Origin of the sequence: Rhodococcus sp. NPDC060176, from assembly GCF_042728675.1 — a bacterium.
GTDB lineage: Bacteria > Actinomycetota > Actinomycetes > Mycobacteriales > Mycobacteriaceae > Rhodococcus_F.
Genome location: NZ_JBHWYS010000001.1, coordinates 1,273,571 through 1,297,990, shown reverse-complemented (window position 1 = coordinate 1,297,990; position 24,420 = coordinate 1,273,571). Strand labels below are relative to the sequence as shown.

The window sequence follows — 24,420 nt, the reverse complement described above, 5'->3', positions numbered from 1 at the left end:
TCCGAACGCAATCCCAACCAAGCATTTGCTAGGTTACGTATCGGCATACCACTGGAGGCACTGTGAGCGCAGCACGCACCGCTTTTGTCAGCGGCGGAACCGGCGGAATCGGGTCGGCGATCGCCTTGGCCCTCGCCGAACGCGGACACGACGTCGCCTTCACCTACCGAAACAACAAGGACGCCGCCGAGAAACTGAGCGCGCAGATTCGAACCCATGGAGTGCGCGCCCACTCGTACCCTCTCGACCTCACCGACGAGTTGTCGATCAGCGCCGCCGTGAGCGACGCGGTCAGTGATCTGGGTGGATTGACGACGCTGGTCCACGCTGCCGGACCGCACGTCCCGATGACGCACCTCTCACGCGTGACGCCGGCGTTCTTCACCGAACAACTGAACCAGGAAGCCGCAGCGTTCTTCACCCTCGTTCACACCGCTCTGCCTTCGCTGCGTGCATCTTCAGGTTCGGTGGTAGCAGTGACGACCGCGGCAACGGATCGTTTTCCCGTGCGCGACGGGCTCTCCGCAGGTACCAAAGGGGCTGTCGAACAACTTGTTCGCGGATTCGCCGCAGAAGAAGGGCGCTACGGCGTCCGGTTCAACTCCGTGGGCCCCGGCATGTTGACCGACGGAATGGCCGAGCGGCTGATCAACTCGGCCGAACTCGATCAGAGCGCACTCGACGTGACCATGAGCCGAATCCCGTTGAAGCGCTTCGGATCGGCAACCGACATCGCTGAAGCCGTATGTTTTCTCGCAAGCGATGCCGCCGGATTCATCAGCGGCCAGAAGCTCAACGTCGACGGCGGCTACACCGTGTGAGGACTATCCGCCCAACTTGCGAAAGACCAGGCGCACTGCAAGTTCGAGATGCGCCATCACTTCGTCCGTCGTCATCCGGCCGGCAACCCACGAGACGAGACTCGACATCCAGACGTCGTCGATGACCTTCACCGCGTCCATCTGCTGTTGCGAGACTTCCTCGACGCCGATCGCCTTCGCGAACATCTCGGTCACGACCCCACCGAGCGCATTGAGTTCCGGAGTCGCCGACGCGTCCGCGAACATGTACGCCCGAACCAACGCTTCGTAACGGAGGTGATCGGTCTCGAGGACCTCCGTATTCTTGCGCAGCACAAACAGAATCCGGTCCGACGGAGTCTCACCCGGGATTACAAAGTCCTGGAATCTGTCACGCAAACCCTCGAACATCCACAACAATGCGACAACGAGCATGTGGTTCTTGGACGGGAAATACCGGTAAACAGTGCCGATCGCGACGCCGGCGCGATCGGCGACCGATCGCATCTGCACCGCGTCGTAGCCGCCTTCGGAGGCGGATTCCATTGCGGCGTCGACAATCCGGCGAAAACGTGCTCGCTGCGACGGCGTCGTACGACGTCCGGTCACCGAGCTACGTTCGACCACCGACTGGTCTGCCTTGTCGCCACCTGCCATGTCCACAACCCTTATTAGACGTCGTTTTGCCGACTCCCAATGTAGTCGCCCACCGCAATAGTCGGGTGGATGACTGCCCGCTTCCGAATTGCCCGCCAGTGGAACTGGCCCAGATCAGGAAGCGCGCCGGGGTCGATCGGAGCGGCCGCGTCTGCGTGGATCTTCCGACCAGTCACGCGACGGTGCGCGTCGGCCCGGAGCTGGAGCCCGGCGCCTGTCGGGTTGCGGCGCGCGTCGTTCCGGTCTGCGTTGCCCAGTTGGAGCAGGTTGGGCGCGGCGAGCGGGCGGCCTACGTCGATCAGGCTGTGGTTTCTTGGCAATGCCGAACCGAGGCTTGCCGAAGACCAGCGGGATCCAGCCGCGACCGCTGCTCTCGGACGAGGCGACCGCCTCCGGTTCACGGAAGGCTGCATGAGCGATCAGCCCGAACATCAGCAGGGTGGTGATCATCGACGTTCCGCCCGCCGAGATGAGCGGCAATTGCAGACCGGTCACCGGAATCAGGCCCACCACGTAAGCAATGTTGATGAACGCTTGGACGACGATCAGCGTCGTTGCCGTCGCTGTCATGACTTTGAGGAACGGATCGGTGGACCGCTTCGCGATCCGCAACCCGACGATCAGTACCGCGGCAAAGAGAGCAACGACAATCAGGGCGCCGACCAAACCCAACTCTTCACCGATCACGGCAAAAATGAAGTCGTTATGTGCCTGCGGCAGGTAACTCCATTTGGCGTCGGACTGTCCTAGACCGCGACCGAAAATGCCGCCGTTGGCCAATGCGTACTTGGCCTGAGTGCTCTGGAAGTTCAACCCCTGCGGGTCGAGGTCGGGATTCAGGAATGCCTTGATGCGATCCGATCGGTAACCAGCAGTAAGCCCGAGCACGAGAAACGCGACGGCAGAACCGAGTGTGAGGCTGATGAACGTCTTCATCCGGAACAGTCCGAACCACAGCACCGACATGAAGATGATGCCGATCGTGATGGTGGTTCCGAGGTCCTTCTCCAACACCACCAGGACCAGAACGAGCAGCGTCGTACCGCCGATCACCGGCAATGCGCGGTTGACATCCATCCGTGCGTTCATGAACGACGCAACTGTCGCAGCCGACCAGATCGCCAGAGCAAGTTTGGCCAGCTCCGAAGGCTGGAAGGAAATGCCCGCGATCACGAACCAGCTGCGAGCACCCATCTGTTCGGAACCGATACCTGGAATCAGCACCAGGACAAGCAGAACAAGACACAGGATCAGCAGCCACGGCGAAGCTCTGCGCATCGTTTCGGTCGGTAAGCGCACGACCGCCACGAACATCACGAGACCGATCGCTGCGAACATGCACTGCGGCCAGAATCTAGCGTACGACGTCCCGGACAGAACGTAGGATTCGACGCCCGAAGACGAGAGCACCATCAGTAGTCCGAACGCGACGATCAGCACGACCAGACCGACGATCATATGGAAATCGAACAGTGGCCGATTCGTCCACATCGCCGTTCGAGCGCGAAAGGGCGTCGATGTACGGTCACGTTTGTCCGACGATCCGCGGGGTGAGTTAACTGGCTCTCCACTCCCGCGACCGTTGGGCTTGTCTTCGCTGCGACCGGTCACCACACAAGTATCGTCCCACGACTCCTAACCCATGGGTAACACAAGTCCCACGAGTCACACGGGCTCTGCCTCCGAAGGACCGAGGAGACCCACAAAATGCCAGTTCACGTCTTTCTCCGACGGCTGTCTGTCACCGCCCCCGCCAACGAGAGCATCAACATGACGACGCAGACGGCCAGCGCGATTCCGAGCGCACGTCCGTATCCGTCGGTCGACGACCCGAGGACACCGAGATACAACCCCGATACCGCTGCCAGAGAGATGGTCGCCGACAAGCGCTGCGAGAGTTGAAGGAAGCCCGCTGCAACTCCGTTCGCGCCCGCCGGCGCGTATTCGAGAGTCAACACCCGATTGGGTGCGTCGACGAAGCCACTGGCAACTCCCGACAACACGGCCAGGACTACCAGCACCGGGATCAGATACTCCCGAGGAATCAGATTGACCGCCGCGATGTAGCCGAGGATGACAAGTATCTCCCCGACTATCGCAACAACGACCGCACCTCGGCCGAACCTGGCAACCAACCGCCACCCGAAGGCCGACGTCAGTGCCATCGCGAGCGAACTGCCGGTCATGATTAACGCCGCACTCAGCGGCGCGAAGCCCAAACCTTCGATCAGATAGAGGCTGAGTACCGCGTTGACGGCGAGGATGGATCCGAACCAGAAAAGCGCAACCGTCGTACCGAGTCGAAATCCCCGAGAGGCGATCAACGACGGAAGTAGCACGGGCGCACCTCCGCGGACGGCATACCGACGTTCCCAGAACCAGAAGGCGACAGCAGCGCCGAAAGCACCGATCAGGAAAGCCGCGGCCACCGTGACACTCGTTCGGGTCACGATGGGCCACAACAGGAGCCCGGTCGTAGCCGCCAGCAGGCACAACCCCACCGGATCTATCGACGCGCCGGACCGGGTGGTTCGATCACGGCGCAGAAAGCGAAACGCCAGAAGCAGTGTGACCACGGCAAACGGCACGTTGAGGATCAGGAGCAGCCGCCACCCGAAGTCAGGATCGGAATACTTCAGCAGAACACCACCGAGGATCGGTCCGGAAACGCCGGCCAGACCACCCGCGGTGCTGTACGCGCCCAACGCCTTCGCCCGCGCCTTTCCGGACACCCGGTCGGTGATGATGCCGAGCACTTGCGAACTGATGGTGCCTGCACCGATCCCCTGTCCCAGCCGAGCCAAAACGATCATCGACGGGTCCGACGCACACGCTCCGAGGATTCCCATCACCGCGAAAATGCTGAGCCCGACCAAGAACAAGCGTCGACGCCCGACGACGTCACCGAGTCGGCCCGCCGGCACCAGGGCCAAGCCGAAAGTCAGCGAATAGCTCGCGAGGATCCACTGCACCTCGGAGGTCGACGCGCCCAGCGACGCCCGGATGGACGGGACCCCGATTCCGAGCACCGCCGAATCGAGAAGGGTGGTGAAACCCGCCGCTACGCAGACGACGATCTCCCAGCGCACGGCCGAATCGAGCTTGGTGGATTCGGCCGCCGCTGTGACTGTGTGGGACAGGACCCGTTACCCCGCAGCTTCGTGGGAAGCCCGACGCGTGAGCGCCGGTCGCAGCCCAAGGTGCTCCCGCAGCGTCGACGTGGAGTACTCGGTGCGGTACGCCCCACGCTCCTGCAGTTCCGGGATCAACCAGTCGACGATCTCGTCGAGTCCGGTCGGCACCAGGTACGGCGAGATGTTGAAGCCGTCCGAGGCTCCGTTGCGCACCCAATGCACCAACTGGTCGGCGACCTGCCCGGGAGTGCCCGCAAAACCCGAACGCTGCGAGGTTTCGATGGCGACCTGACGCAGGGACAGATTCTTCGCCTCCGCGAGAGCGCGCCATTCACGCGCAATTGCAATGGGGTCGTTACCGTCCCGCGCTGAACCGCGAGTCTCCGAAACCGGGCGAGCAACCGGATCTTCTTCGGGGAGTGGACCGTCGGGGTCTCGATCGGAAAGGTCCTTGCCCCACACCAGACCGACGAGAGAGAGTGCGGTTTGGCCGGTGAACTGACCTTCGAGGACCCACCGAGCCTTCTCCTCCACCTCGGACTCGTTCTCCGCCAACACGATCTGCGTGCTCGGCAAGATCTTGACGTCGTCTTCGGGTCGCCCGGCTTTACTCAACCGAGCCCGAATGTCCTCGGCGAAGTCGAGAGCGCCGTCGAAATGTGTCCCGTGTCGCGAGAAGATAACGTCGGCATGCGTCGCCGCGAAATCGCGTCCACTCGGCGAATCACCCGCTTGGAAGATGACCGGATGCCCCTGGCGGCTTCGGGGAAGCGTCGGCGTCACGGAGATGTCGAACTGCGAAGTCTGCCTGTGTACCTCGCCGACGGCTCCCGGATTCGACCAGTTCTCGGACGTCGGAGAGTCCGAGATCGCGTCGTCGGTCCACGAATCCCACAGTGCCCGCGCAGTTTCGATGAACTGCCCGGCACGCTCGTAGCGTAGGGCGTGGTCGAGGAAACCACCGCGACGGAAGTTTTCTCCCGTCCACGCGTTGTCGGTGGTCACCGCATTCCAGCCGGCCCGTCCGTCGGAAAGTAGATCGAGGCCGGAGAGTCGACGAGCAAGGTCGGCAGGTTCGTTGTACGTGGTGTTCTGCGTCGCGACCAACCCGATCTTGTCGGTGATACCGGCGAGTGCGGCCAACTGCGCTATTGCATCCGGGCGGCCGGCGATATCCAGATCGAGAATCTTGCCGTTCTGTTCACGAAGCCGCAGGCCCTCACCGAGGAAGAATGCGTCGAACAGACCTCGCTCGGCGGTGAGTACCAATCGCCGAAAAGTCTCGAAGTCGATCTGGGATCCACTGGCGGAATCGGACCAGATGGTGGTGTGGTTGACCCCTTGGAAGAAGACGCCGAAGTGAACGTGAGCGTCGGGTCGAGGCACGGCGGAGCGTGATGCAGTCATAGCCGAAATATCCTTAGCACGAAGTCAAGTCAGGAAGAGTGGGCGAATCGATTTGCGGGCCGCTGCAGCCCGAGGTTGCCCCTCAGCGTCGAGCCCGGAACGGGGCGCCGCGTCAACCCGGCCTTGGACAACCCCGGAAGCACGAACTTGGCCAGCACAGGGAGGTCCTCGTCGATCACGAGAGCGTGGAAATGAACACCGTCGAGGTGCCCGGCCAACTCTTTCAGAACTGCGGCCGCCTCCCCCGGATCTGCAGCCAGGAGCAGTCGACCACTGTCGACGGCTTTCCCGTGCGAGTTCAGCTCGGTCAGCCGCTGCGCCGCAGACAGATTCGGCGTATCGAAAGCCACATCGACCTCGGCGACCACCAATGACGCGCCCTCATCGCGCGCCTTGGCAGCCGACTGTGCGATGGCCTCCACCGAATCACCGGACACGAGAACAACATCCGCCTGGTGTGGTTCGATGGCGCCGTAGCGGCCGAAGACCACCAACTGGCCTTGCGGCGGCCGCGGAACGATGGCCGGCCCCTTCACCGAGAACGTGTCGCCCTCGAAATTGACGTAATGCAGACGATCACGCTCGAGGAACCGTCCACTGAGATAGTCACGGACGACGGCGTCGTCCTCCCACGAGTCCCAGAGATCAGTCACGACGGTAACCGAATCCCGCTGCTCCTGCTGACGCGCCGACTCCGTTGCCACCGGAGCTCTCCCCCACGCCCTCGCCGCAGCGTCGTCCTCGACCGGAACGGCAAGCCAGCCGCCGCGCCCGCGGGAGGAGTAGTCGAGCGTCGCCAATTGCGAAGAGGTATGGAATGGTTCGGCGTACGTGGTCCCGACGACGGGGACCAGCCCGATCGTGCTGGTCGTCGCCGCCACGTACGCCGCCCTCGAGACAGCGTCGATACGACCGACTACGTCACCGCTCGGAGGAAGGATGGAATCGTCGAACGTCGCGAACGTGAAGCCCGCATTCTCGGCAGCCGAGACGCGATCGCGCACGGTCTTACCCGTGAGCAGCTGGTCCGGGCGGTGCGAGCTTCGGCGCCAGGCAGCGGGGTGAGTACCCTCGCCGTCCAGTTCGATACCCACGGCAAATACAGTCATGTGTCCTCCATCGGTCCTGGCGGTAGCACCCACACTGCGGTTAGGTAGCGGGTTGCTGCGGCATCATCGAGCCAGGTCTCTCAGCCACTCTGGATGGTGGATGCAATCTATGTCGACCACGACAGGCAAGTCAAATTCGATCATTCGAATTACCTTGACTAGCAACATATTTCAAAATAATCACGATGATCGAAAGGGTTGCGTGTTCACGCTATCGAGCTGGGCACGACAAAACCCCGCCCGACTCACGTCGGACGGGGCTCTCGGGTTGCGCGTAAGGCTACTTAGCGCCCATCCATGCCTGGTCGAACAACATGATGCCCGTTGCGGTCGGAACCACACCATGCACGTTCTTCTGCCAAGCCCAGAAAGCGGCCAATCCACCGACCGGAGCCGACGGAACCGTTTCGTTCCACAAGGTCTGGATCTTGCTGATCACGGCCAGCGCCGACGCGTTGTCCTTCGTCTGCTGCAGATCAGCAATCAACTGATCCATAGCGGGGTTGGCGTAACCCGCGGTGTTGGACTTCGAGGTGCTGTTGGTGGTCGAGTACAGACCGAGATCGGGAATCGACTCGTACAGACCGATACCGGCGTGAGCGAGGTCGAAATCATTCTTGACGTAGACGTTCTGAACGATGTCGCCGGCATTGTTCGCAAGAATGAGGTTCACCTCGAACCCGACGGCCTGAAGCAGAGACTGCACAGCCAAACCGATCGCATGGTCCTTCGGCTCGCTGAGCACGATGTAGTTGAGCGTGCCGTTGTATCCGTCGGCCTTGGCCTGGCTCAGAAGCTCCTTGGCCTTGGCGGGGTCGTACGCGATCCCCGGGGTGTCTACATGCCACTGTGACGTCGTGCCGAACAGCTCCGAACCCGGGAGTCCTTCACCGTTTTCGGCGCGCTGGTCGATCAGCTCCGGATCCAGTGCGTAACCGATAGCCTGGCGGACACGAACATCCGAACCCGGACGGCCCGCACGGTTGTTGATGATCTCCGCACTGCCGGCGTTGAGTACGTCGATGTAACCGGGATAGCCGGCGGACTTGGCTGAGTTGATCGCCGACGTCAGACCACGAATGTAGGCAACGTCCAACTGACCGCTGTTCAGCGATTCGAGATTGGCCTGCGGGCCGTTGAGCGCAACCATCCGAAGCTGTTCGAGCTTGGGAGCACCACCGTAGTAGGCGGGGTTGGCCTTGAAGATTCGCTCGACACCCGGGCTGAACACGCCTTCGGTGAACGGTCCGGCACCAACCGCAGTGAACTTGTCACCTTGCTGCGAGCTGGGAGCGACGATCATTCCGTGGCCGAGGGCCAGCATCGACGGAAAACGCATCCAGGGCGTACTCAGATTGAAGACCACGGTAGTGGCATCCGAAGCTTTCATCGAGGCGACCGATGCCAGCCACAGTTCTGCGCCGTTACCCTTACCTGCGTTGTACCGATCAATACTCGCGATCACCGCGTTGGCATCGAGCGCAGTGCCGTCACTGAACTTCACACCGTCGCGAAGTTTCAGCGTCCAGGTGGCTCCGTCGTCAGCTGTCTCGAGCGATTCAGCCAACTTGGGCTCGAACTCGCCGCTCGCAGTGTCGTAACTCATCAGGACGTCGTACACAGCAGCGAAGGCCTCACCGCCGGAACCGCCGCGTGCGGCAGTCTTGGTCGGGTCGAGTGAGGGAACGAGCACCTGCACGCCGTAGGTCATCGTCCCGCCGGCGACAGCGCTCCCCGGATCGGACTGCTCGTTGACCATGCCGGTCACGATGTCTCCCGATGCGGTCGTCGTGTCGGTACCGCTGTCGTCATTGCTGCTCGCGCAGCCCACCAACAGGACACCGGCACCGAGCAGCGCCACGGCGACACGGCCAACTTTCCCGATACGCCGAGATCTCGAGTTCGACACGGAGATTCCACCTACTTCCAGTAGACGCGGCCAGGAATCGGCCGCAACCCGCTAATAGTGAAGTTCTCGGCGGAGTGACGCGCAGCACGTTCCCGGTGACCGGAAATTCATCTGAACGGACGAATCCGGACGTGCGCGAGTGGAGACGCCCACCCTTGCCGAGACCGGCAGGGCCCATCTCAACCGTGAGCAAACTCATATTTTCTATGCAACAAGTATTGCAGAAGACACTCTATGCAGCTAGCGTTGCCGACGATATTCCCGTCGATTGGAGGAATCTTGACCGAATTACCCGTTACACACGCAGTCTCGAATGAGGACGATTTGCTGCTCCGCCTCGATCGACTCAAGCCCGGGCGCCCTCATCGCAAGCTGATGGTGATGGGTGGACTCGGCTACACGTTCGATGCTTTCGACGGCGCGTTCATGTCATATGCGCTTTCAGCACTGATCGTGATTTGGCACATTCCGAAAAGCACGGCGGGATGGCTGCTGTCGTCGATTTTCGCCGGCTACCTGGTGGGCGCTCTGGTGGCCGGCGTTTTGGCGGACCGCTTCGGCCGTCGGCGAATGATGCTCACCGCGCTCCTGGTGTTCTGTTTTTGCAGTCTCTTGATAGGGACTTCGACGACGGTTCCCGAACTGTTTGTCTGGCGGATGCTCGCCGGCGTGGGACTCGGCGCAGAGGCCACCTTGATCGCGCCGTATATCTCCGAGTTTCTGCCGGCTCGCGTCCGTGGCCAATTCGTCGCCCGCACCATCAGTTTCCTTGCGCTCGGATACATCTTGGCAGGAATACTGGCGCCAGTGGTGATCGCACCCCACCCCGAAACCGGTTGGCGGATCGCGGCTGTGATCGCAGCACTGCCCGTAGTCTTGCTTCTCTGGTGGCGGCGCAGCATGCCCGAGTCACCCAGGTACCTCCTCTCACGTGGGCGGGTCGCCGAAGCCACGGCCATAATCGAGGACTTCGAACGAAAATGCGAGGTCGATCCCGAGGCTCTCGCTGAAACCGCGCAGACCCAGACGAGCGCACCAACGCAGTCCAATGTCAGTGCCGGGGGCATGTTTGCGCCGTTGACGAAGTTGTGGGCCGGGCCAACGGCACGCACGACTTTGATGTTGTGGCTGTTGTGGTTCGCTCTGACGGGCGCCCACTACGGATTCTCCACCTGGCTGCCAACGCTGCTTGTGACGGACAAGGGATTCACAATCACCAAGTCGTTCCTGTTCACCTTGGTGGTCGGGATCGCGCAGATCCCCGGTTACTACGTCGCGCAATTGCTCATCGATCGGCTGGAACGCAAATGGTTGATCGCCGGTTATGTGCTTGGTGCAACCGGCTCCGCCCTGGTGGTGGCGTTGTCCGACAGTAATTTGATGCTGCTTGTAGGTGCAGCGCTGCTCGCCGCATTCTTGAACGGAGTGGCTGCCGTCTACTACACGTACACCGCCGAGCTCTACCCGACCTCGATCCGCGTGACAGGCATGGGCGCGGCGTCCGCAGTCGGGCGAATAGGTGCCATCGTCACACCAATCGCGATCGGTTACCTGTCCGCGGCTGGGGTCAGTTTTACGCAGATCTTCCTCGGCCTCGTTGCATTACTGGCCACCGCGATCGCTGTTGTGGTGGTTTTGGGACAGAAAACGTCGGGTCGCGCCCTGTCCTGAGACGGTGAAGATTCCTACCACGTCACCGATTTTCCAGAGCGGTCGATCGATACGTCGCCAGGATTCGATGTGCCGAGCTTCCCGGCGGTTCGCACTGTTCTGTCATCACAACTCAGGGACTATTGTGGGCAGACCGATGAGGGGCATGCCTTACATATCGCTCAGCGGTGGATGCGGACGGACATGAAGACGTGGCCAAGTAGGCGCTTTCACCGAAAGGGTCTGAACTACAAGGTTTTACACCAATTTCCTACCTCGATGAGAGCATCCACTGACAGCATCGAATTCTCATGCCGCGCCATGATTGAGGTTTGGACTTCGCGACGGGTAGCTGTGAGCGCCGGAAGAATGCTTACAGCTACCCGTTGCAGCATTCCCAGCCGGTTCGGGACGGAGAATAGCTACCTCTGGACGGAAAACAATCACTGAACGACAAAAGGCTCCAACATCATGTCAAGACACATGATGTTGGAGCCTTTTCTCAAAATATTATGGTGGCCAGGGCCGGGATCGAACCGGCGACCTTCCGCTTTTCAGGCGGACGCTCGTACCAACTGAGCTACCTGGCCGGACGGCACCCGAACCGAATGCCTATCGCATTGCGTTGTTCTCAATCAAGTGACTGAGAACAACGCTTTGCGACCCTGACGGGACTCGAACCCGCGACCTCCGCCGTGACAGGGCGGCGCGCTAACCAACTGCGCCACAGGGCCTTGCTTTTTCCTTGCTGTGAAACCGTACTACATCTTCGAGCCGCTCCCAAACCACTGTCCTGGTCTGGCATTTGTGCATCTCAAAGCGTGTCGTGCGGGTCAAACCATACTGCATCGTTCCGCTTTCGCAAAACGTACCCCCTACGGGATTCGAACCCGCGCTACCGCCTTGAAAGGGCGGCGTCCTAGGCCGCTAGACGAAGGGGGCCCGCCGGATCTCTCCGAACTAGTACCCCAACGGCGTTCCGTTGGGAGCTTGGATAGCTTATGGCACGGCATTCGGAAATCACAAATCGCCTGTTCACGGGCGAAAAAGTACGCTATTCGGTGTCAGGGAACTCCACCTGAGGCCATCCGTCACGATGGAACGTCTCCAACCACTGCGGCGTAGCCATGGCTTCGAGGACCACTTCGAGAGACTCCTCGAACCACTCGCCCAGCTCTCCGCTGGAGGCAATCAGGTCTGCCATGTACCGCTGACCTGCAAGGCCGGCCGCCAGCACGCGCGTGAATTTGACCGGGTCGGCATCTTCTCGCAGCAATCCGTCGTCCTTGGCACGCACTGCCAACTCGTAAGCGGTCTTACCCCAGACCTGCCCACCACCCGATTGCACGTCCTTGTAGAACTCGGGCTCGATGATCAACCGGAATTCCGCCTGCACGATCACTTCGGCACGAAAGACTTCGGCAATGTCGAGCACGAGTCCGTGCAATGCGACGAATGGATCGAGGTCTGTTCTCTTGGCCCAACGATCAGTGATTCCAGTGAAGGTTTCGATGGCCGAGGTCAGAACTGCTCGCGCCAACTCTTCCTTGGACTGGAAATGAAAATACATGGCGCCTTTGGTGGCGCGGGAGCCCTCGAGGATCGTGTTCACCGACGCAGCTGCATAGCCGCGCTTGGCGAATTCGACTGCAGCCGCTTCGACCAGGGCGGCGCGGGTACGCCGCGCACGCTCTTGTTGACGTGCCATTTACGGTGTTGTGCCTCTCGCAGAGTTGGTACGCAGAATCGCCGTGATCGGCGCCTGTCATCCCCCCGAAACTTCACAGTATCCCCTCCAACACACCCTACGTAAGGACTAGAGCGATACCCGCCAAAAGTACTAGTCGCAATCGGCTGTTCAGGGGACAACAACCGACTTTATGCCCAAAGGACACCAAGTGGTATGGTTTTGGCCGCTCGGGTGCGGCACAGGGGGTGCGCATCCGAGCTTTTTATTGCCTGGGACGTCGACAATCCGACCATTCGGGCGAAATCACTTTTGCCGACCAAGGCGTAACAGTCCCAGTGTTTTAAACAACCAAAGCGATTGTTTATTCCCTATTTTTCGACAAAACAGCACTGGAAGCATTGAAATAACACAGTTAGACTGTCTAAATGAACGTAGGTATGGATCGCAGCGAAACCAGAGACGACATCGACGTACTTTGGGATGATCTGGGCGCCTTCGTCCGGCGGCTCCGCACCAAACGCAACGACCACAAACTCACGCCAAGCCAAATCCAGGCCCTCGGCCACCTAGATCGACAAGGTCCGTCGACCGCGAAAGCGTTGGCGCAGTTCGAGCGAGTCACGCCGCAGTCCATCGCAAAGACGGTGACCGCACTCGAAGAGCAGGGGATGGTGACACGCAGTTCGGATCCATCGGACGGTCGCGCGGTCCTGGTCACGATGACCGAACTCGGGACATCGACCCTGCACGAAGACCGAACGAAACGCACAGCGTGGCTGGCCGAGGTCATCGAAGCCGAGTGCACCGAAGCCGAGCGCGACTTGCTGCTGATCGCCGGCCGCATCCTGCGCAAACTCGGCCAGGACGTGACCCCAGCATCCGCATCCGCATCAGAGGAGTCACTGATGAACCCGTGACCGCCGTCGCCGTAACGTCGACACCCCAAACCTCCGTTCCGCTGAAACTGAGTCTTGCTCTCGGTTCGGGAACCGTTCTTCAAGCACTGAACTCGTCGATGATTGCGGTGGCAATCGTCCCGATCGCCACCTACTTCGGTTCGAGTTCCGGCACGGCCTGGGTGATCTCGGCCCTCTACATCGCGACTGCTGTCACGGCCCCGGCTGCCGGGCGACTCGGATCTATTCTCGGAGCCAAACGCGTCTACCTCGCCGGGTTGGGCCTGATCGCTGCCGGATCGATCCTCGGCTCGCTCGCTCCGTCACTGGGTTGGCTGATCGCCGCACGAATCCTGCTCGGAATCGGCACCGCGACACAGTATCCGAATGCAATGACCGTCATCCGTGAATATGCCGATCGCCACCGGGCTCAAACCCGTTCAGCCATCGCAACACTCACCATTTGTGCACAATCGGTAGTCGCACTGGGGCCTACCCTCGGTGGGTTGCTGGTCGGCACACTCGGTTGGCAGTCGATCATGTGGGTGAACCTCCCACTTGTCGTAGTTACTGCAATATGGGTCCTCTTCGCCGCTCCGAGCGACTCCGCCCTGCCCGACCGGGCCGGTGCCGCTGCTCTGTTCAAGTCTCTCGACCCACTCGGCATCGCCCTGTTCCTGGCACTGACGACATCTACGATGCTCTTTCTCCTCTCTCTTGCCGAGCAAGCGAAGTGGTACCTCGTCCCGTCGACGGCTCTATTCGCGTTCCTGTTCGTCTGGTGGGAACGGCGAACCACCTCGGCGTTCATCGACGTCCGAGCTGTCGCGCGAAACCGAGCGTTGAGCATGACTCTCGGCCGGACCCTTCTGACCTACACGGCGTTCTACTGCATTTTCTTCGGACTCCCCCAGTGGCTGCAGGTGGCCCGAGGAATGTCACCGATCAGCGCCGGACTCTTCATGCTCCCTGTCGCTGCGGTCGGGATCTTCGCGACCATGTCCGCATCGAGGGTGTACGGGAAATTCGGCGCACGGACCACCCTGCTGATCGGCACCGCCGCCTTGGCGGTGGGCGGGGTTCTGATCGCCTTTGTCGAATCGAGCTCGACGCCACTGGTGGCGCTGTTACTGATTGCGGCGATCCTGGGCATTCCCAACGGCTTCAACAACATGGGAAACCAGAACCTGATCAACTCGGTGACCACCTCTGCAGATGTCGGAACGGCGATCGGCCTGTACCGAACAATCCAGTACATCGGCGCCAATCTTGCTGCCGTCGTCATCGAGCTGACCATGCGCGGAACCATCGACGACGCGGGTCTGCATCGCACCGGTGGGACCATCGCCATCATCGGAATTGCACTTCTGGTGGGGGTGGTGTTTTCACGAACCCTGCGGTCCCGTTAGACTCTGCGCCGCGCCCCTATAGCTCAGTTGGTAGAGCTACGGACTTTTAATCCGCAGGTCGTAGGTTCGAGTCCTACTGGGGGCACAAACGCAGACCCGGCACCTCATTCGGAGGCGCCGGGTCTTGTGCATTCGAGCTACATGAATGCATCAGCAAGTCATCGAAGCAGAAACTCGAGGGTCACCCGCTCGAATGCCTGCTTGGCTTCGATCATCACCCAGTGCCCGCAGTTCGGGAAGACGTGCAGTTCTGCGTTCGGAATCAGTCGCATCGGAATCATCGGCATGTCCGGTGGGCACTGCCGATCATCGAGCCCCCACGTCAACAAGGTCGGGCACTGCACCTTGTGCATCATCGACCAGTAGGGCGGTGCATCCGAGGTGGCCATCATCTGCTGCTGAGCGGCAAAGGCTTTGGACCCGTACATCGCCGACAATGCCTGGTGCGAGGCCGGGTCGTTGGCCGTTTCCCACCGCTCCTCGATCCGCTCCTCGGTGATCACGGATTTGTCGTAGACCATGCACTCGAGCCAGCGAACCAACTTCTCGCGACTGGGACCGTCGGCGAAGTCCTGCAGGAGTCGCGTGCCTTCACTCGGGTTCTGACTGAAAATGTTCGGACCGATGCCACCGATGGTGACCAACTTGCGGACGCGATCGGGAAACCTCATTGCGACGTTGACGCCGACTACCCCACCCATCGAATTGCCGATCATCGCAGCCGATTCGATTCCCAGCGCGTCCATGAATCGGTTCACCGACGAAGCTGCCGTGAGAACCGGATGACCGTCGACGGGATCGCTCACGCCGAACCCCGGGAACTCCAGGATGTAGCAGTGGAAATGCTTCGCGAACACCGCGAGGTTCCCCCGGTAATTCCGCCAACCACTCACGCCGATCCCCGAGCCGTGCAACAGGATCAACGGCGGACCCTCACCTACCTCGTGATAGCGCAAGGTGCCCTTGTCGGTAGCGACTTCCCGTTCGGTCCCCTCATAAGTCACGTCCATGACCCGATACTAGAACGTGTGTCAGATTTGCAGGACGGAACCTTCGAATGCAGCCGACGAGGTCAGAAGCATCCCCCACCACCTCGACGCCCACTGCGATTCGTGGACTTCTGCTCGCTCGGTTTCGGCTTCCCCGGTGCGGCCTTCGTGCACCGGTTGGGGCGCCGCACCTGCTCGAAATGCCCAGCGCTCACTACATGGCCGGCCACGCTCACCCTGACCGGCGTGTCCGCGCGGGCGGTTCCGACTTGCGCCGACCCCACTGTCAGGGCGAATGCCGCCACAACGACCATCGCCATCTTCTTCGAGATCTTCATGCGTACTGCCACTTCGACACGGGTCCACTCCAGATGCTGAACAGGTGCGCGCACCGAAGGAACACGCTCGGTGTCGACGATATTCAGCCAGGGTGGCCGGCCGCGATCCTTTTGCTCACCAGCATCTGAACAGTCGACAACAAAAGTTTTGGCGGCACGTCAACATCCCGAGGGCGTCAACGAGCCGACGCCCAACGTACGCACCGTTACTGAGAAATCCGTAAATCCAGACCGCCGCCTCACGCGACGGTCGAGCTGCACCTATTGCAAGTCCCGATGGAAACAACGCGTTTCGTCCGCAGTCCGAAACATCCGGTTTGATAATTTCTTCACAGACAAGCTCACTCCTCGGATTCTCGGGGCATGCCGGCGCTCTCCGGTGAACAGGCATCGGAAACTGTTGTGCGCGAACTCTTCAACCCAGATACCCACAGAAGCCGAGGCATTGATGACGCAGACCAACGTCACGGAACGGGAAGGTCCGACGCCTACCCGATACGAACCCGACGACCGCTGGGTCCCGGTTGATCGGCGGTGGTTCGGTCTCGACCGCACGACCATCCTTCCGGCCGCCATCGTATTGGCTGTCGCAATCGTGATGAGCATCGTCATTCCGCAGATCAACGACGCCGTCTCCTACGACGACCCCGTCGTCGCGGGCGACGTCATGGAACTCCAGTACGGCGTCACCTTCGTTCCCGCTCCGGGGTGGGGAATCACCGACGGCGTCCGGGAGGCTGATGCACCGGTGACCGGTTCGTTCCCTCCTCGCGCCACCCTCGTGAACGGAGGTGCGATGTTCACCGTATACACAGCGTCTTTCACCGGTGACGCAAACGCCCTCCTCGAACAGATCAAGAAGACTTCCGATGCCCTCGCTACCGAGAAGTCACTCCGGGTGAGCGACGATGCCTCCGCAATCACTACGGAAAGCGGCATCCGCGGAGTGCTGACCAGCTACTCGAATTCGACCACAGACGGCGTGATCGCCGCATTTGTCGTCGACGGTAAGGGCATCGAAGTGGTGTCCACCGGTCCGAGCGACGTGGCTCCGACGATCACCGACGACATCGCTCACATGATAGTGAGCATCGGCCACCGAACCGGAGAGGGCAAGTGATGACTGCTCCCGTAGTACAGACGACCGACGATCTGATCACCATTCGAGCGGAAGCTATCGAAAACTCGGGCTGGGGGCGGTCTTTCGCTTTCTATCAACCACGCAACGCAGCCTTCTGGGTGTACCTGCTGTTGGTGGTGAGCGGCGCCTTCAAGCTCTTCTCCATGCTCTCGGCCTCCGCACCCGCCTACGGCGACGCCATAGCATTGTCCATCGCACTCTTCGGCGTGTACGGCGCGGTCTTCTGGTGGTTCACCCACCACATCGACCGGTACGCACGCCAGCCCGTCAAACTGATCGTGGTGGCGTTCTTCTGGGGCAGTTTCGCGGCTACGTGGGTGATGGCAGCGAACGCCAACGACGCGATACTTGCCCTGTACGCCAAAACGTTCGGACAGGCATGGGCGTCGGATTGGGGCGCAGGATTGACAGCGCCGTTCACCGAGGAAATCGCCAAGGGCGTCGGATTGCTCCTGCTCATCTCGCTGGCATCTCGCTTGGTGCGCACCGCGTTCGACGGCTTCATTCTCGGTGCCTTCATCGGGCTCGGCTTCCAGATCTTCGAAGACATTCTCTACGCATTGAACTCGGCTGCCTCGCAGTTCGGAGCAAATCCGGTCGGCGCCGAAATGTCGACGATCGTCCTCCGCATGGTCTTCGGAGTGGCAGCACATACTCTCTACAGTGCGATCTTCTGCACCGGACTGGTCTACCTCCTTGGGCGTCCGGCCGAACCACGGCGTGTTGGGCGTGGTCTCGCCTTGATGGCATCCGCGATGCTCCTCCACGGCCTCTGGGATTCCGCCGGCGCCTTGGCACAGGGCAAGAATGCACTCCTCTTTCTGCTCTTCGTCATTATGATCGCTGCCGCCTTGATCCTCGTGGTCCGCGTGTTTCGAATGACGGTTCCGCGTGAGCGCCAGTTCCTCCGTGAGGTTCTCGCCCCGGAGGTCGAGCGCGGCGTCATCACCGGTGACGAACTGACGGCACTGTGCGGCGACCGTAAGGCACGCAAGGCTTTCCGAAAGTCAGCGGGAAACCATGCCGACCGCAAGCGCAACGGGTACGTGCTCGAGGCCGCCGCGGATCTTGCCGATGCGCTGGCCGAAGGCCGCGGAACAGAAAGCGGTCGAGTCGAATTCGCTCGATCCGAGGTAAGCCGAATCAGGAGTGGTCAGCCGTCGGTCAAGCTCTGACCGACAGCCGACCACTGTCCAATGCGGCGTTTCTCGGTTCAGAGGGCGAGGAACGCCGCGTTGGCCACCAGTGCCTGCGTGAAAAGCGTCCAGTCGTTGATGATGTGCGCACCTGAGGAGACCCACAGATTCTTCGTGCGAATGTAGGCAAGCGTCAGGATAATTCGAGCCCCACCGATAATGATGAAGGCTTGCGCGAAATTCCAGTCGTATGTCGGAAGGTGTGCTGCCGCAAACCACAGGGAACTGATCAGCCAGGCCAAGAGAATCGCGTTCTTGCGCGAAAGCTTTGCCTTGGCGAACAGGAAGTACATCACGGCGAGGAACGGGATGATCGTGAAGACTTCTTCACCGACAAGTTGGAACAGTGTCCCTACGTAAAAGGCAACGGTGTCCACAGCGCCGGCGTCGCCGACATCCTCGATGACGTCGTTGGCCGATACCCCGAAAACCGACTTGACGATCAAAGCCAATACCACCGTCAGAATGAGGTTGAGGACGGCAAAACCGATCATCACCAACACATCGTGGCCACTGACTTTGCGAAACAGGGCGCGCCAATGATCTCTTGTCACCATGGCCAGCACAGCCAACGGAACCGTCACGAACAGAATTCGTGGAATCAGGGCCACAACGTTGTCGGGCTGCGGGATGAGCACCAATGCAGCAAATCCGACGACGACGGATGCCCACACTGTCAACCATTGCTTCACCGAGAGCGCAGCGGGAACATCGTTGTAGAACGGGAAATCTGCGTCGTCACGACGCTCGATCAGATGACCGAAACGATCACCGGGAGTATCGGTTCCGCCTATCGGCAACTCGTGTGCTCCGGAACGACCACTCATCAATGTGCCCCTTTTAGGTAGATTTGTGGATTAATAGTTCCACGTCACGCCTAGCGGAGCAGCATTGAGATCCGTAATTCTCCGAGTCAGGGCACAGCAGTCAATCGACGAACCGCCTCCACCGCAGCCTCGCGACGTCGAGCGACGGTACGGGACGACTTGAGCGCAAACATCCGGGCGATGTCCGTGATCAACAGAATCAATTCCGTGGGATTCCACTCCGGATCAATGTGCCCCTCGAGCTGTCCCTTGCGAATCTCCGCAATTTTCGGCCGGAAGGTCTTGCTTCGTATGTCGTCCTCGCTCATGACATCCGGCGCTTCGAGATCCGCCCACTGCTGCAATCGAGCGTTCTCGGGATGGGCGACGTAGTTGTCGAAAAGCCGACCTGCATAGCCCGGCAGGTCATCACCTCGAAGCGCTGTCTCCGCTGTGGTTTCGGATGTCCACTGTTCAGTGACGGCAGCGAACAACTCTTCCTTGCTTGCGAAGTAAGCATAGAGACGGTCTTTGCTGGCACGCGCTTGCGCGGCGATTCGATTGATCCGCGCGCCGGGCAGACCGTACGTGGCAAATTCGTCCTTTGCGGCCGCCAGAATGCGGTCCCTCGTGGCTTCCCCTGCTGAGCGCATGTTCACAGCCTAGAACGAATCGACCGTTGCCGAACCATCCGGTTCGGCGTAGCGTGCAAAGTTGACGAACAATTTGGTTCGCGAACTGACATGTGGCCTACCCGCCGATGCAAGGAGAGACATGAATCTCGACGAAGCCCGAACCGCTTTCGCCCGGCTCCGTGCAGCGGAAAGTGGTGTGTCGCCAGAAGAACTCGACGACGTGTGGGCGGCGCTGGATACCGTCGCCGCCGCGGACATACTCGGTGAATGGAAGGGTGACGACTTCGCCACCGGTCACCGGCTGCACGAAAAGCTGTTCGCGAGCCGTTGGTACGGCAAGACGTTCAACTCGGTCGAGGACGCTAAGCCGTTGATCTGTCGCGACGAGGACGGAAACCTCTATTCCGACGTCAAGGGCGGCAATGGCGAAGCAAGCCTGTGGAACATCGAGTTTCGCGGCGAAGTCACGGCGACGATGGTCTACGACGGCGCGCCGATCTTCGACCACTTCAAGAAGGTCGACGACTCGACACTCATGGGCATCATGAACGGAAAGTCGGCATTGGTTCTCGACGGCGGGCAGCACTACTACTTCCTACTCGAGCGAGCGTGATTCGCGCCGAACAGAATTCGACGTCTGCAATGCAGATGACAGCGGCGCTCTCGCACGGACCGCACTCCCCCTTCACACTCGACACCGTCGAGATCGACGAACCCCGTGCAGACGAGATCCTTGTTCGCATCGTCGCAACAGGTCTGTGCCACACAGATCTGTTCACGAAGTCGGTGCTCCCGGAAAGCCTCGGCCCCTGTGTGTTCGGGCACGAAGGGGCGGGGGTGGTCGAGGCCGTCGGCTCGTCGATCGACAGCATTTCACCCGGTGATCACGTGTTGCTGAGCTACCGCAGTTGCGGTGCGTGCAGGCAGTGCCTCAGCGGTCATCGGGCATATTGCGAAAGCTCCCACAGGCTCAACAGCTCTGGCGCACGCACCGACGGCTCGACGCCGATCCGGCGAAACGGAACTCCGATACGGTCCGCATTCTTCGGTCAGTCCAGTTTCGCGGAATACGTCATCGCCTCTGCCGACAACACCGTTGTCGTCGATCCTGCGGTGGATCTGACCGTCACGGCTCCGCTCGGCTGCGGGTTCCAAACCGGCGCCGGTGCGGTCCTGAATCTGCTTCGCCCCGAGCCCGACTCGACGTTTGTCGTTTTCGGAGCCGGAAGCGTCGGATTCGCGGCGCTGCTGGCAGCACGGGCTGCCGGGGTTTCCACCCTGGTTGCCGTGGACCCCGTTGCACATCGACGAAGCCTCGCCGAGGGTTTCGGCGCCGTCACCGTCGACCCGACCACCGAAGACGCGATGGAAGCGGTTCGCGCCGCCACCGACGGTGGCTCGACGCATTCCCTCGACACCACCGGCATCGGCGCCGTGATCAATCAAGCCGTCGCATCACTTCGTGCGCGGGGAACACTGGCGGTGGTCGGGCTCGGAGCGTCGACAGTCGAGGTGAACATGGCCGACATCATGCTGAGCGGAAAGGCAATTCGAGGATGCATCGAAGGTGAATCGGAAGTCGCGACATTCATCCCCGAACTCGTCGAACTCTTCACTGGTGGCCGGTTTCCGATCGACCGCTTGGTGACGCGCTACGCCTTCTCCGACATCGACAAAGCCGTCGAAGATCAAGCGTCGGGGCGCGTCATCAAACCCGTTCTCGTGTGGTGAGGGGCGAAATGTCTCATTCGTCGACCCGGCGGAATTCGCCCTAGACTGCGCTCCTGCACTTCACGTCGGAGCAAGGTGGGGACGATGACAGAACACACCAGTACAGGCGCGGGCCACGGCCGGGCCGTTATGCCGATCATCCGGATGCGCGCACGCAGCCGCGACGAGGACCATCGAGCGTCGACGCCACTCGAACTGTTCTTCGACCTATGTTTTGTGGTGGCAGCTGCGCAAGCCGGAGTTCAACTGGTGCATGCCGTTGCCGAAGGCCACTACGCCGACGGCATCGCCGGTTACATGTTCGTCTTCTTCGCGCTTTGGTGGGCGTGGGTGAACTTCACCTGGTTCGCCTCTGCCTACGACACGGACGACGTCCCCTACCGGATCGCGACCTTCGTACAGATCTGTGGCGTTCTCGTCTTTGCCGCCGGAATCCCCGACGCTTTCGACGGAACCGACCGCACGACAGCTATCGTCGGCTACCTCATCATGCGGATAGCACTGACGTGCCAATGGCTTCGAGCCGCGAGCGGTGAAACCGGTGCGGCGCGAACCACAGCGCTGCAGTACGCCGCCGGACTCGTGATCGTTCAGGCGGGCTGGATCGTGCTGCTTCTGATGCCGGCGTCGGCGTGGATACCCGGCTTCTTCGTTCTGATGATTGCCGAACTCGCGGTGCCGGCAATCGCCGAACGCAACCACCAGACGCCGTGACACCCGCATCACATCGCCGAACGCTACGGCCTCTTCACCATCATCATGCTCGGCGAAACCATTGCTGCCGCCACCATCGCGGTCCAATCCGGCATTCGTGACTTCGACGCCGCCGATCTACTGATCCCCATTGCCGTCGGCGGAGTTCTGATCGTGTTCTCCGCGTTGTGGATCTACTTCGCCGTCCCGATCCACGAGTACCTCGCAGACCAGGGCAATCGCGCTGTCCTGTTGTGGGGGTACGGACACTACTTCGTATTCGGGTCCGCTGCGGCCATCGGCGCCGGGATCGAAGTAGCCGTCGAGGAAGCAGTCGGCGAAGCGCACATTTCAACATTCGCAGCATCTGCTGCGGTCACGATCCCAGCCGCGATGTTCTTGATCTTCGTGTGGCTCATGCACTCACGGCACTTCAAGCGCGACAGGATCGAGCAGGCCGTTCTACCGGTGAGCGCAATCCTGGTTCTCGCCTGCACGTTCGCCGGACACTGGGCGGTCCCGCTCGCCGGACTGGTGGCGGCGGGAACCGTCGGAGTCGGTGTCGGCCTGAGTACTCGATCGAAGAGCTGACTCAGATTTCGGGAGCCGGTGCCTCGCCCTTGCTCTGCGGCTCGTGCTGCTTGAGTTCACCGCGCATCTTGTCGAGATCCTTGCCACGCTTCTTGTACAGGTAGCCGAGCGCAACGAGACCCAGGAACAACGCGACGCCGAGGACTGCACCGACAACGGAGGCTCCGCGGAATCCGGGACCGTCCACGTCGAGGATCCGCTCGCCCGCATGCGCTGCATTGTTGTTGCCGAGAACAACTGTCAGAGAGAGCAGATTCGGCAGCGCGAAGATGACACCCAACGCGAGAGCCGTGATCTGCATGATTCGAGCATGCTTGCGCTTGCGCACCTGCCAAACCGCCCGGAAGAAGATCAGCGGGACGAGTGTGCAGACGAGACCGAACAGTAGTCCCCACGCGATACCGGCGCTGAAGCTGCCGTTCGCCAGCGACGCAATGCGCTGCGCCCACCAACGCGGTAGGAAGGCGGCAAGGATGAAGTAGGCGATGACCAGGACCACCGCCATCACTGCGATCCCGATGGCCTTCTTCGCCCACGGCGGCATGCCCGGTTTTGCGGTGGCCGGTGAAGTTTCCGGTGTCGTCATGACAATTCCTCGTCTAGTCGGCGTTTGTACTGACGAATCTATCCGTTACGGGCGTTCCGCATCCGCATCGAGAACGATCCGGGCAAGCCGCTTCGGCGCAACGAGGGTGAACGAGGTGTAGATCCACTCCTCGAGCTGTGACCATTTCTCCTCGGAAACGTCGGTACCGATGTCGAGTGCAACCCACCCGTGGCGGCCGAGTCCGTAGCCGGCAGCGTTTGCGCCTGGTTCGGTGGCCACTACCGCTTCGGCTTCCTCCTTGCTCAACTTGACTGTCACGGAGGTGGCTTCGAGGTTGCAGAACACGAAGTTCTTGCCGCGCACCCGAAACGTCGGGTGACCATCCCACGCTTCGATGTCGACACGCTCTGCCTCCGGCAGTGACAGCGAGATCTCTTCGAGTCGACGCATGTTGTCGGGCATGGAGATGATTGTGCACGCTTCGATACCGGGCTTCACACTCTCGACACGGCTAGGCTCGGCGACGACCGCGTTACCGAACTCCAATCAAGGGGAGAGTGGCATGCGCACGTTAGTTCATCTGGTTCTGTTGATTTGTGGGATCGCCGTAGCCGTCGGCTCGTTCATGTACGTTCTGGCCGGCGTCAAACCGGGCAACGTTCGTCTCGAGGACCTGCGGGACGGTTTTCCGGCGGGCTGGGCGATCGAGCAGATCGGCGATCAGTCCGTGACCTTCTACCGTTCGATGGCGATACTTTTGCTCGCCGCCGCCGTTTTGATTCTGATTGCCGCATTGTTCGGTTCTCGTCTTGCAGCGTGGATCGGAATCATCGTGGGATTGGGAACTCTGGGCACGTTCTACTACCGAGTGAACGACCAATTCGACAACGTCATCAGGGAAAACTACTCCACGATCCTGACAAATCAGACAGGATTCATCTTGACGGCCGGTGGACTGATTCTCGCGCTCCTAGCGTGTCTGGTCCCCCGCGAGAAGACCCGAGCCTGACCGCTCGGCAACCGGAGGGTTACCGTCGACGCCGACATTCACTAGTGTCTGCAACAGCCGGGTACTGACGAGTAGTACCCCAG

General features: G+C 60.9%; 22 protein-coding genes, 4 tRNA genes, 1 pseudogene and 1 riboswitch. Of the genes and pseudogenes, 11 read left to right on the top strand and 16 right to left on the bottom strand.

All coding sequences use genetic code 11. The features are described from left to right. Positions 1-62 precede the first annotated feature (62 nt). Positions 63-821: an SDR family NAD(P)-dependent oxidoreductase gene (locus ACFWEM_RS06320; protein WP_378532046.1), complete on the top strand. Its 759-nt coding sequence runs from the start codon at positions 63-65 to the stop codon at positions 819-821. Between the two features lie 3 nt (positions 822-824). On the opposite strand, the gene ACFWEM_RS06315 is transcribed toward ACFWEM_RS06320, so the two are convergent. The 6 genes from ACFWEM_RS06315 to ACFWEM_RS06290 form a co-directional block, all read right to left on the bottom strand. Further along, entirely contained in the window at positions 825-1,457 is a 633-nt protein-coding gene (locus tag ACFWEM_RS06315; protein ID WP_019745059.1) for a TetR family transcriptional regulator, read from the bottom strand. A 114-nt stretch (positions 1,458-1,571) separates the two neighbouring features. Then, the gene (ftsW, locus tag ACFWEM_RS06310; protein WP_378532757.1) at positions 1,572-2,948 is read right to left on the bottom strand and encodes a putative lipid II flippase FtsW; all 1,377 of its coding nucleotides are present in this window, start codon (positions 2,946-2,948) and stop codon (positions 1,572-1,574) included. A 224-nt stretch (positions 2,949-3,172) separates the two neighbouring features. After that, positions 3,173-4,546 (bottom strand): MFS transporter, encoded by a 1,374-nt coding sequence (locus ACFWEM_RS06305; protein ID WP_378532044.1) that lies wholly within the window; start codon positions 4,544-4,546, stop codon positions 3,173-3,175. Positions 4,547-4,603: 57 nt separating this feature from the next. Further along, positions 4,604-5,998, bottom strand: a complete 1,395-nt coding sequence (locus ACFWEM_RS06300; protein ID WP_378532041.1) for an NtaA/DmoA family FMN-dependent monooxygenase — start codon at positions 5,996-5,998, stop codon at positions 4,604-4,606. A gap of 29 nt (positions 5,999-6,027) precedes the next feature. Further along, complete coding sequence (locus ACFWEM_RS06295) at positions 6,028-7,107, bottom strand: LLM class flavin-dependent oxidoreductase (protein ID WP_378532039.1); 1,080 nt, start codon at positions 7,105-7,107, stop codon at positions 6,028-6,030. A 4-nt stretch (positions 7,108-7,111) separates the two neighbouring features. Further along, positions 7,112-7,207, bottom strand: a riboswitch (SAM riboswitch). 180 nt (positions 7,208-7,387) lie between these two features. Then, positions 7,388-9,016, bottom strand: coding sequence for an ABC transporter substrate-binding protein (locus ACFWEM_RS06290; RefSeq protein WP_378532037.1), 1,629 nt, complete (start codon positions 9,014-9,016; stop codon positions 7,388-7,390). Between the two features lie 279 nt (positions 9,017-9,295). Between ACFWEM_RS06290 and ACFWEM_RS06285 the strand changes: the two genes are divergently transcribed. Then, complete coding sequence (locus ACFWEM_RS06285) at positions 9,296-10,687, top strand: MFS transporter (protein ID WP_378532035.1); 1,392 nt, start codon at positions 9,296-9,298, stop codon at positions 10,685-10,687. 492 nt (positions 10,688-11,179) lie between these two features. On the opposite strand, the gene ACFWEM_RS06280 is transcribed toward ACFWEM_RS06285, so the two are convergent. The 4 genes from ACFWEM_RS06280 to ACFWEM_RS06265 all read right to left on the bottom strand — a co-directional run bounded on the left by ACFWEM_RS06280 (position 11,180) and on the right by ACFWEM_RS06265 (position 12,374). After that, positions 11,180-11,256, bottom strand: a tRNA-Phe gene (locus tag ACFWEM_RS06280). A 70-nt stretch (positions 11,257-11,326) separates the two neighbouring features. Then, a tRNA-Asp gene (locus tag ACFWEM_RS06275) sits at positions 11,327-11,400 on the bottom strand. 135 nt (positions 11,401-11,535) lie between these two features. Then, positions 11,536-11,608, bottom strand: a tRNA-Glu gene (locus tag ACFWEM_RS06270). A gap of 112 nt (positions 11,609-11,720) precedes the next feature. Further along, entirely contained in the window at positions 11,721-12,374 is a 654-nt protein-coding gene (locus ACFWEM_RS06265; RefSeq protein WP_378532033.1) for a TetR family transcriptional regulator, read from the bottom strand. 407 nt (positions 12,375-12,781) lie between these two features. On the opposite strand from ACFWEM_RS06265, the gene ACFWEM_RS06260 reads away from it, so the two are divergent. The 3 genes from ACFWEM_RS06260 (at position 12,782) to ACFWEM_RS06250 (ending at position 14,746) form a co-directional block, all read left to right on the top strand. Beyond that, on the top strand, positions 12,782-13,273 hold the full coding sequence (locus tag ACFWEM_RS06260) for a MarR family winged helix-turn-helix transcriptional regulator (protein WP_378532031.1): 492 nt from the start codon (positions 12,782-12,784) through the stop codon (positions 13,271-13,273). Beyond that, entirely contained in the window at positions 13,270-14,661 is a 1,392-nt protein-coding gene (locus ACFWEM_RS06255; RefSeq protein WP_378532029.1) for an MFS transporter, read from the top strand. The genes ACFWEM_RS06260 and ACFWEM_RS06255 overlap by 4 nt, the downstream gene beginning before the upstream one ends. A gap of 12 nt (positions 14,662-14,673) precedes the next feature. Next, positions 14,674-14,746: transfer RNA gene (locus ACFWEM_RS06250), tRNA-Lys, on the top strand. Between the two features lie 73 nt (positions 14,747-14,819). On the opposite strand, the gene ACFWEM_RS06245 is transcribed toward ACFWEM_RS06250, so the two are convergent. Together ACFWEM_RS06245 and ACFWEM_RS06240 are read right to left on the bottom strand one after the other, a co-directional pair. Then, positions 14,820-15,671, bottom strand: a complete 852-nt coding sequence (locus tag ACFWEM_RS06245) for an alpha/beta fold hydrolase (protein WP_378532027.1) — start codon at positions 15,669-15,671, stop codon at positions 14,820-14,822. Positions 15,672-15,733: 62 nt separating this feature from the next. Continuing rightward, on the bottom strand, positions 15,734-15,988 hold the full coding sequence (locus ACFWEM_RS06240; RefSeq protein WP_378532025.1) for a hypothetical protein: 255 nt from the start codon (positions 15,986-15,988) through the stop codon (positions 15,734-15,736). Between the two features lie 448 nt (positions 15,989-16,436). On the opposite strand from ACFWEM_RS06240, the gene ACFWEM_RS06235 reads away from it, so the two are divergent. Beyond that, a complete protein-coding gene (locus tag ACFWEM_RS06235) occupies positions 16,437-17,108 on the top strand; it encodes a hypothetical protein (RefSeq protein WP_378532023.1) in 672 nt (223 codons plus the stop codon). Then, entirely contained in the window at positions 17,108-18,304 is a 1,197-nt protein-coding gene (locus tag ACFWEM_RS06230) for a PrsW family intramembrane metalloprotease (RefSeq protein WP_378532021.1), read from the top strand. Before ACFWEM_RS06235 ends, ACFWEM_RS06230 begins: the two co-directional genes overlap by 1 nt. Positions 18,305-18,342: 38 nt before the next feature. Here the strand turns inward: ACFWEM_RS06230 and ACFWEM_RS06225 are convergent, their stop codons facing one another. Both ACFWEM_RS06225 and ACFWEM_RS06220 read right to left on the bottom strand, forming a co-directional pair. Further along, positions 18,343-19,152: a CPBP family intramembrane glutamic endopeptidase gene (locus ACFWEM_RS06225; RefSeq protein ID WP_378532019.1), complete on the bottom strand. Its 810-nt coding sequence runs from the start codon at positions 19,150-19,152 to the stop codon at positions 18,343-18,345. 86 nt (positions 19,153-19,238) lie between these two features. Next, positions 19,239-19,784, bottom strand: a complete 546-nt coding sequence (locus ACFWEM_RS06220; protein WP_378532017.1) for a TetR family transcriptional regulator — start codon at positions 19,782-19,784, stop codon at positions 19,239-19,241. Positions 19,785-19,905: 121 nt separating this feature from the next. Here ACFWEM_RS06220 and ACFWEM_RS06215 point away from each other — a divergent pair, with 121 nt between their 5' ends. From ACFWEM_RS06215 to ACFWEM_RS06205, 3 genes and pseudogenes are all read left to right on the top strand, one after another. Further along, a complete protein-coding gene (locus ACFWEM_RS06215; protein ID WP_378532015.1) occupies positions 19,906-20,379 on the top strand; it encodes a DUF4334 domain-containing protein in 474 nt (157 codons plus the stop codon). A gap of 29 nt (positions 20,380-20,408) precedes the next feature. Further along, positions 20,409-21,497: an NAD(P)-dependent alcohol dehydrogenase gene (locus tag ACFWEM_RS06210; RefSeq protein ID WP_378532756.1), complete on the top strand. Its 1,089-nt coding sequence runs from the start codon at positions 20,409-20,411 to the stop codon at positions 21,495-21,497. 84 nt (positions 21,498-21,581) lie between these two features. Next, positions 21,582-22,781, top strand: a pseudogene (locus ACFWEM_RS06205) (low temperature requirement protein A). Position 22,782: 1 nt separating this feature from the next. Here the strand turns inward: ACFWEM_RS06205 and ACFWEM_RS06200 are convergent. Next, positions 22,783-23,367, bottom strand: a complete 585-nt coding sequence (locus tag ACFWEM_RS06200; protein WP_378532013.1) for a hypothetical protein — start codon at positions 23,365-23,367, stop codon at positions 22,783-22,785. Between the two features lie 45 nt (positions 23,368-23,412). Further along, positions 23,413-23,790 carry an MmcQ/YjbR family DNA-binding protein gene (locus tag ACFWEM_RS06195; RefSeq protein WP_378532011.1) on the bottom strand — a complete coding sequence of 126 codons (378 nt, stop codon included), beginning with the start codon at positions 23,788-23,790 and terminating at the stop codon, positions 23,413-23,415. Between the two features lie 100 nt (positions 23,791-23,890). Here ACFWEM_RS06195 and ACFWEM_RS06190 point away from each other — a divergent pair, with 100 nt between their 5' ends. Further along, positions 23,891-24,337: a hypothetical protein gene (locus tag ACFWEM_RS06190; protein ID WP_378532009.1), complete on the top strand. Its 447-nt coding sequence runs from the start codon at positions 23,891-23,893 to the stop codon at positions 24,335-24,337. Positions 24,338-24,420 lie beyond the last annotated feature (83 nt).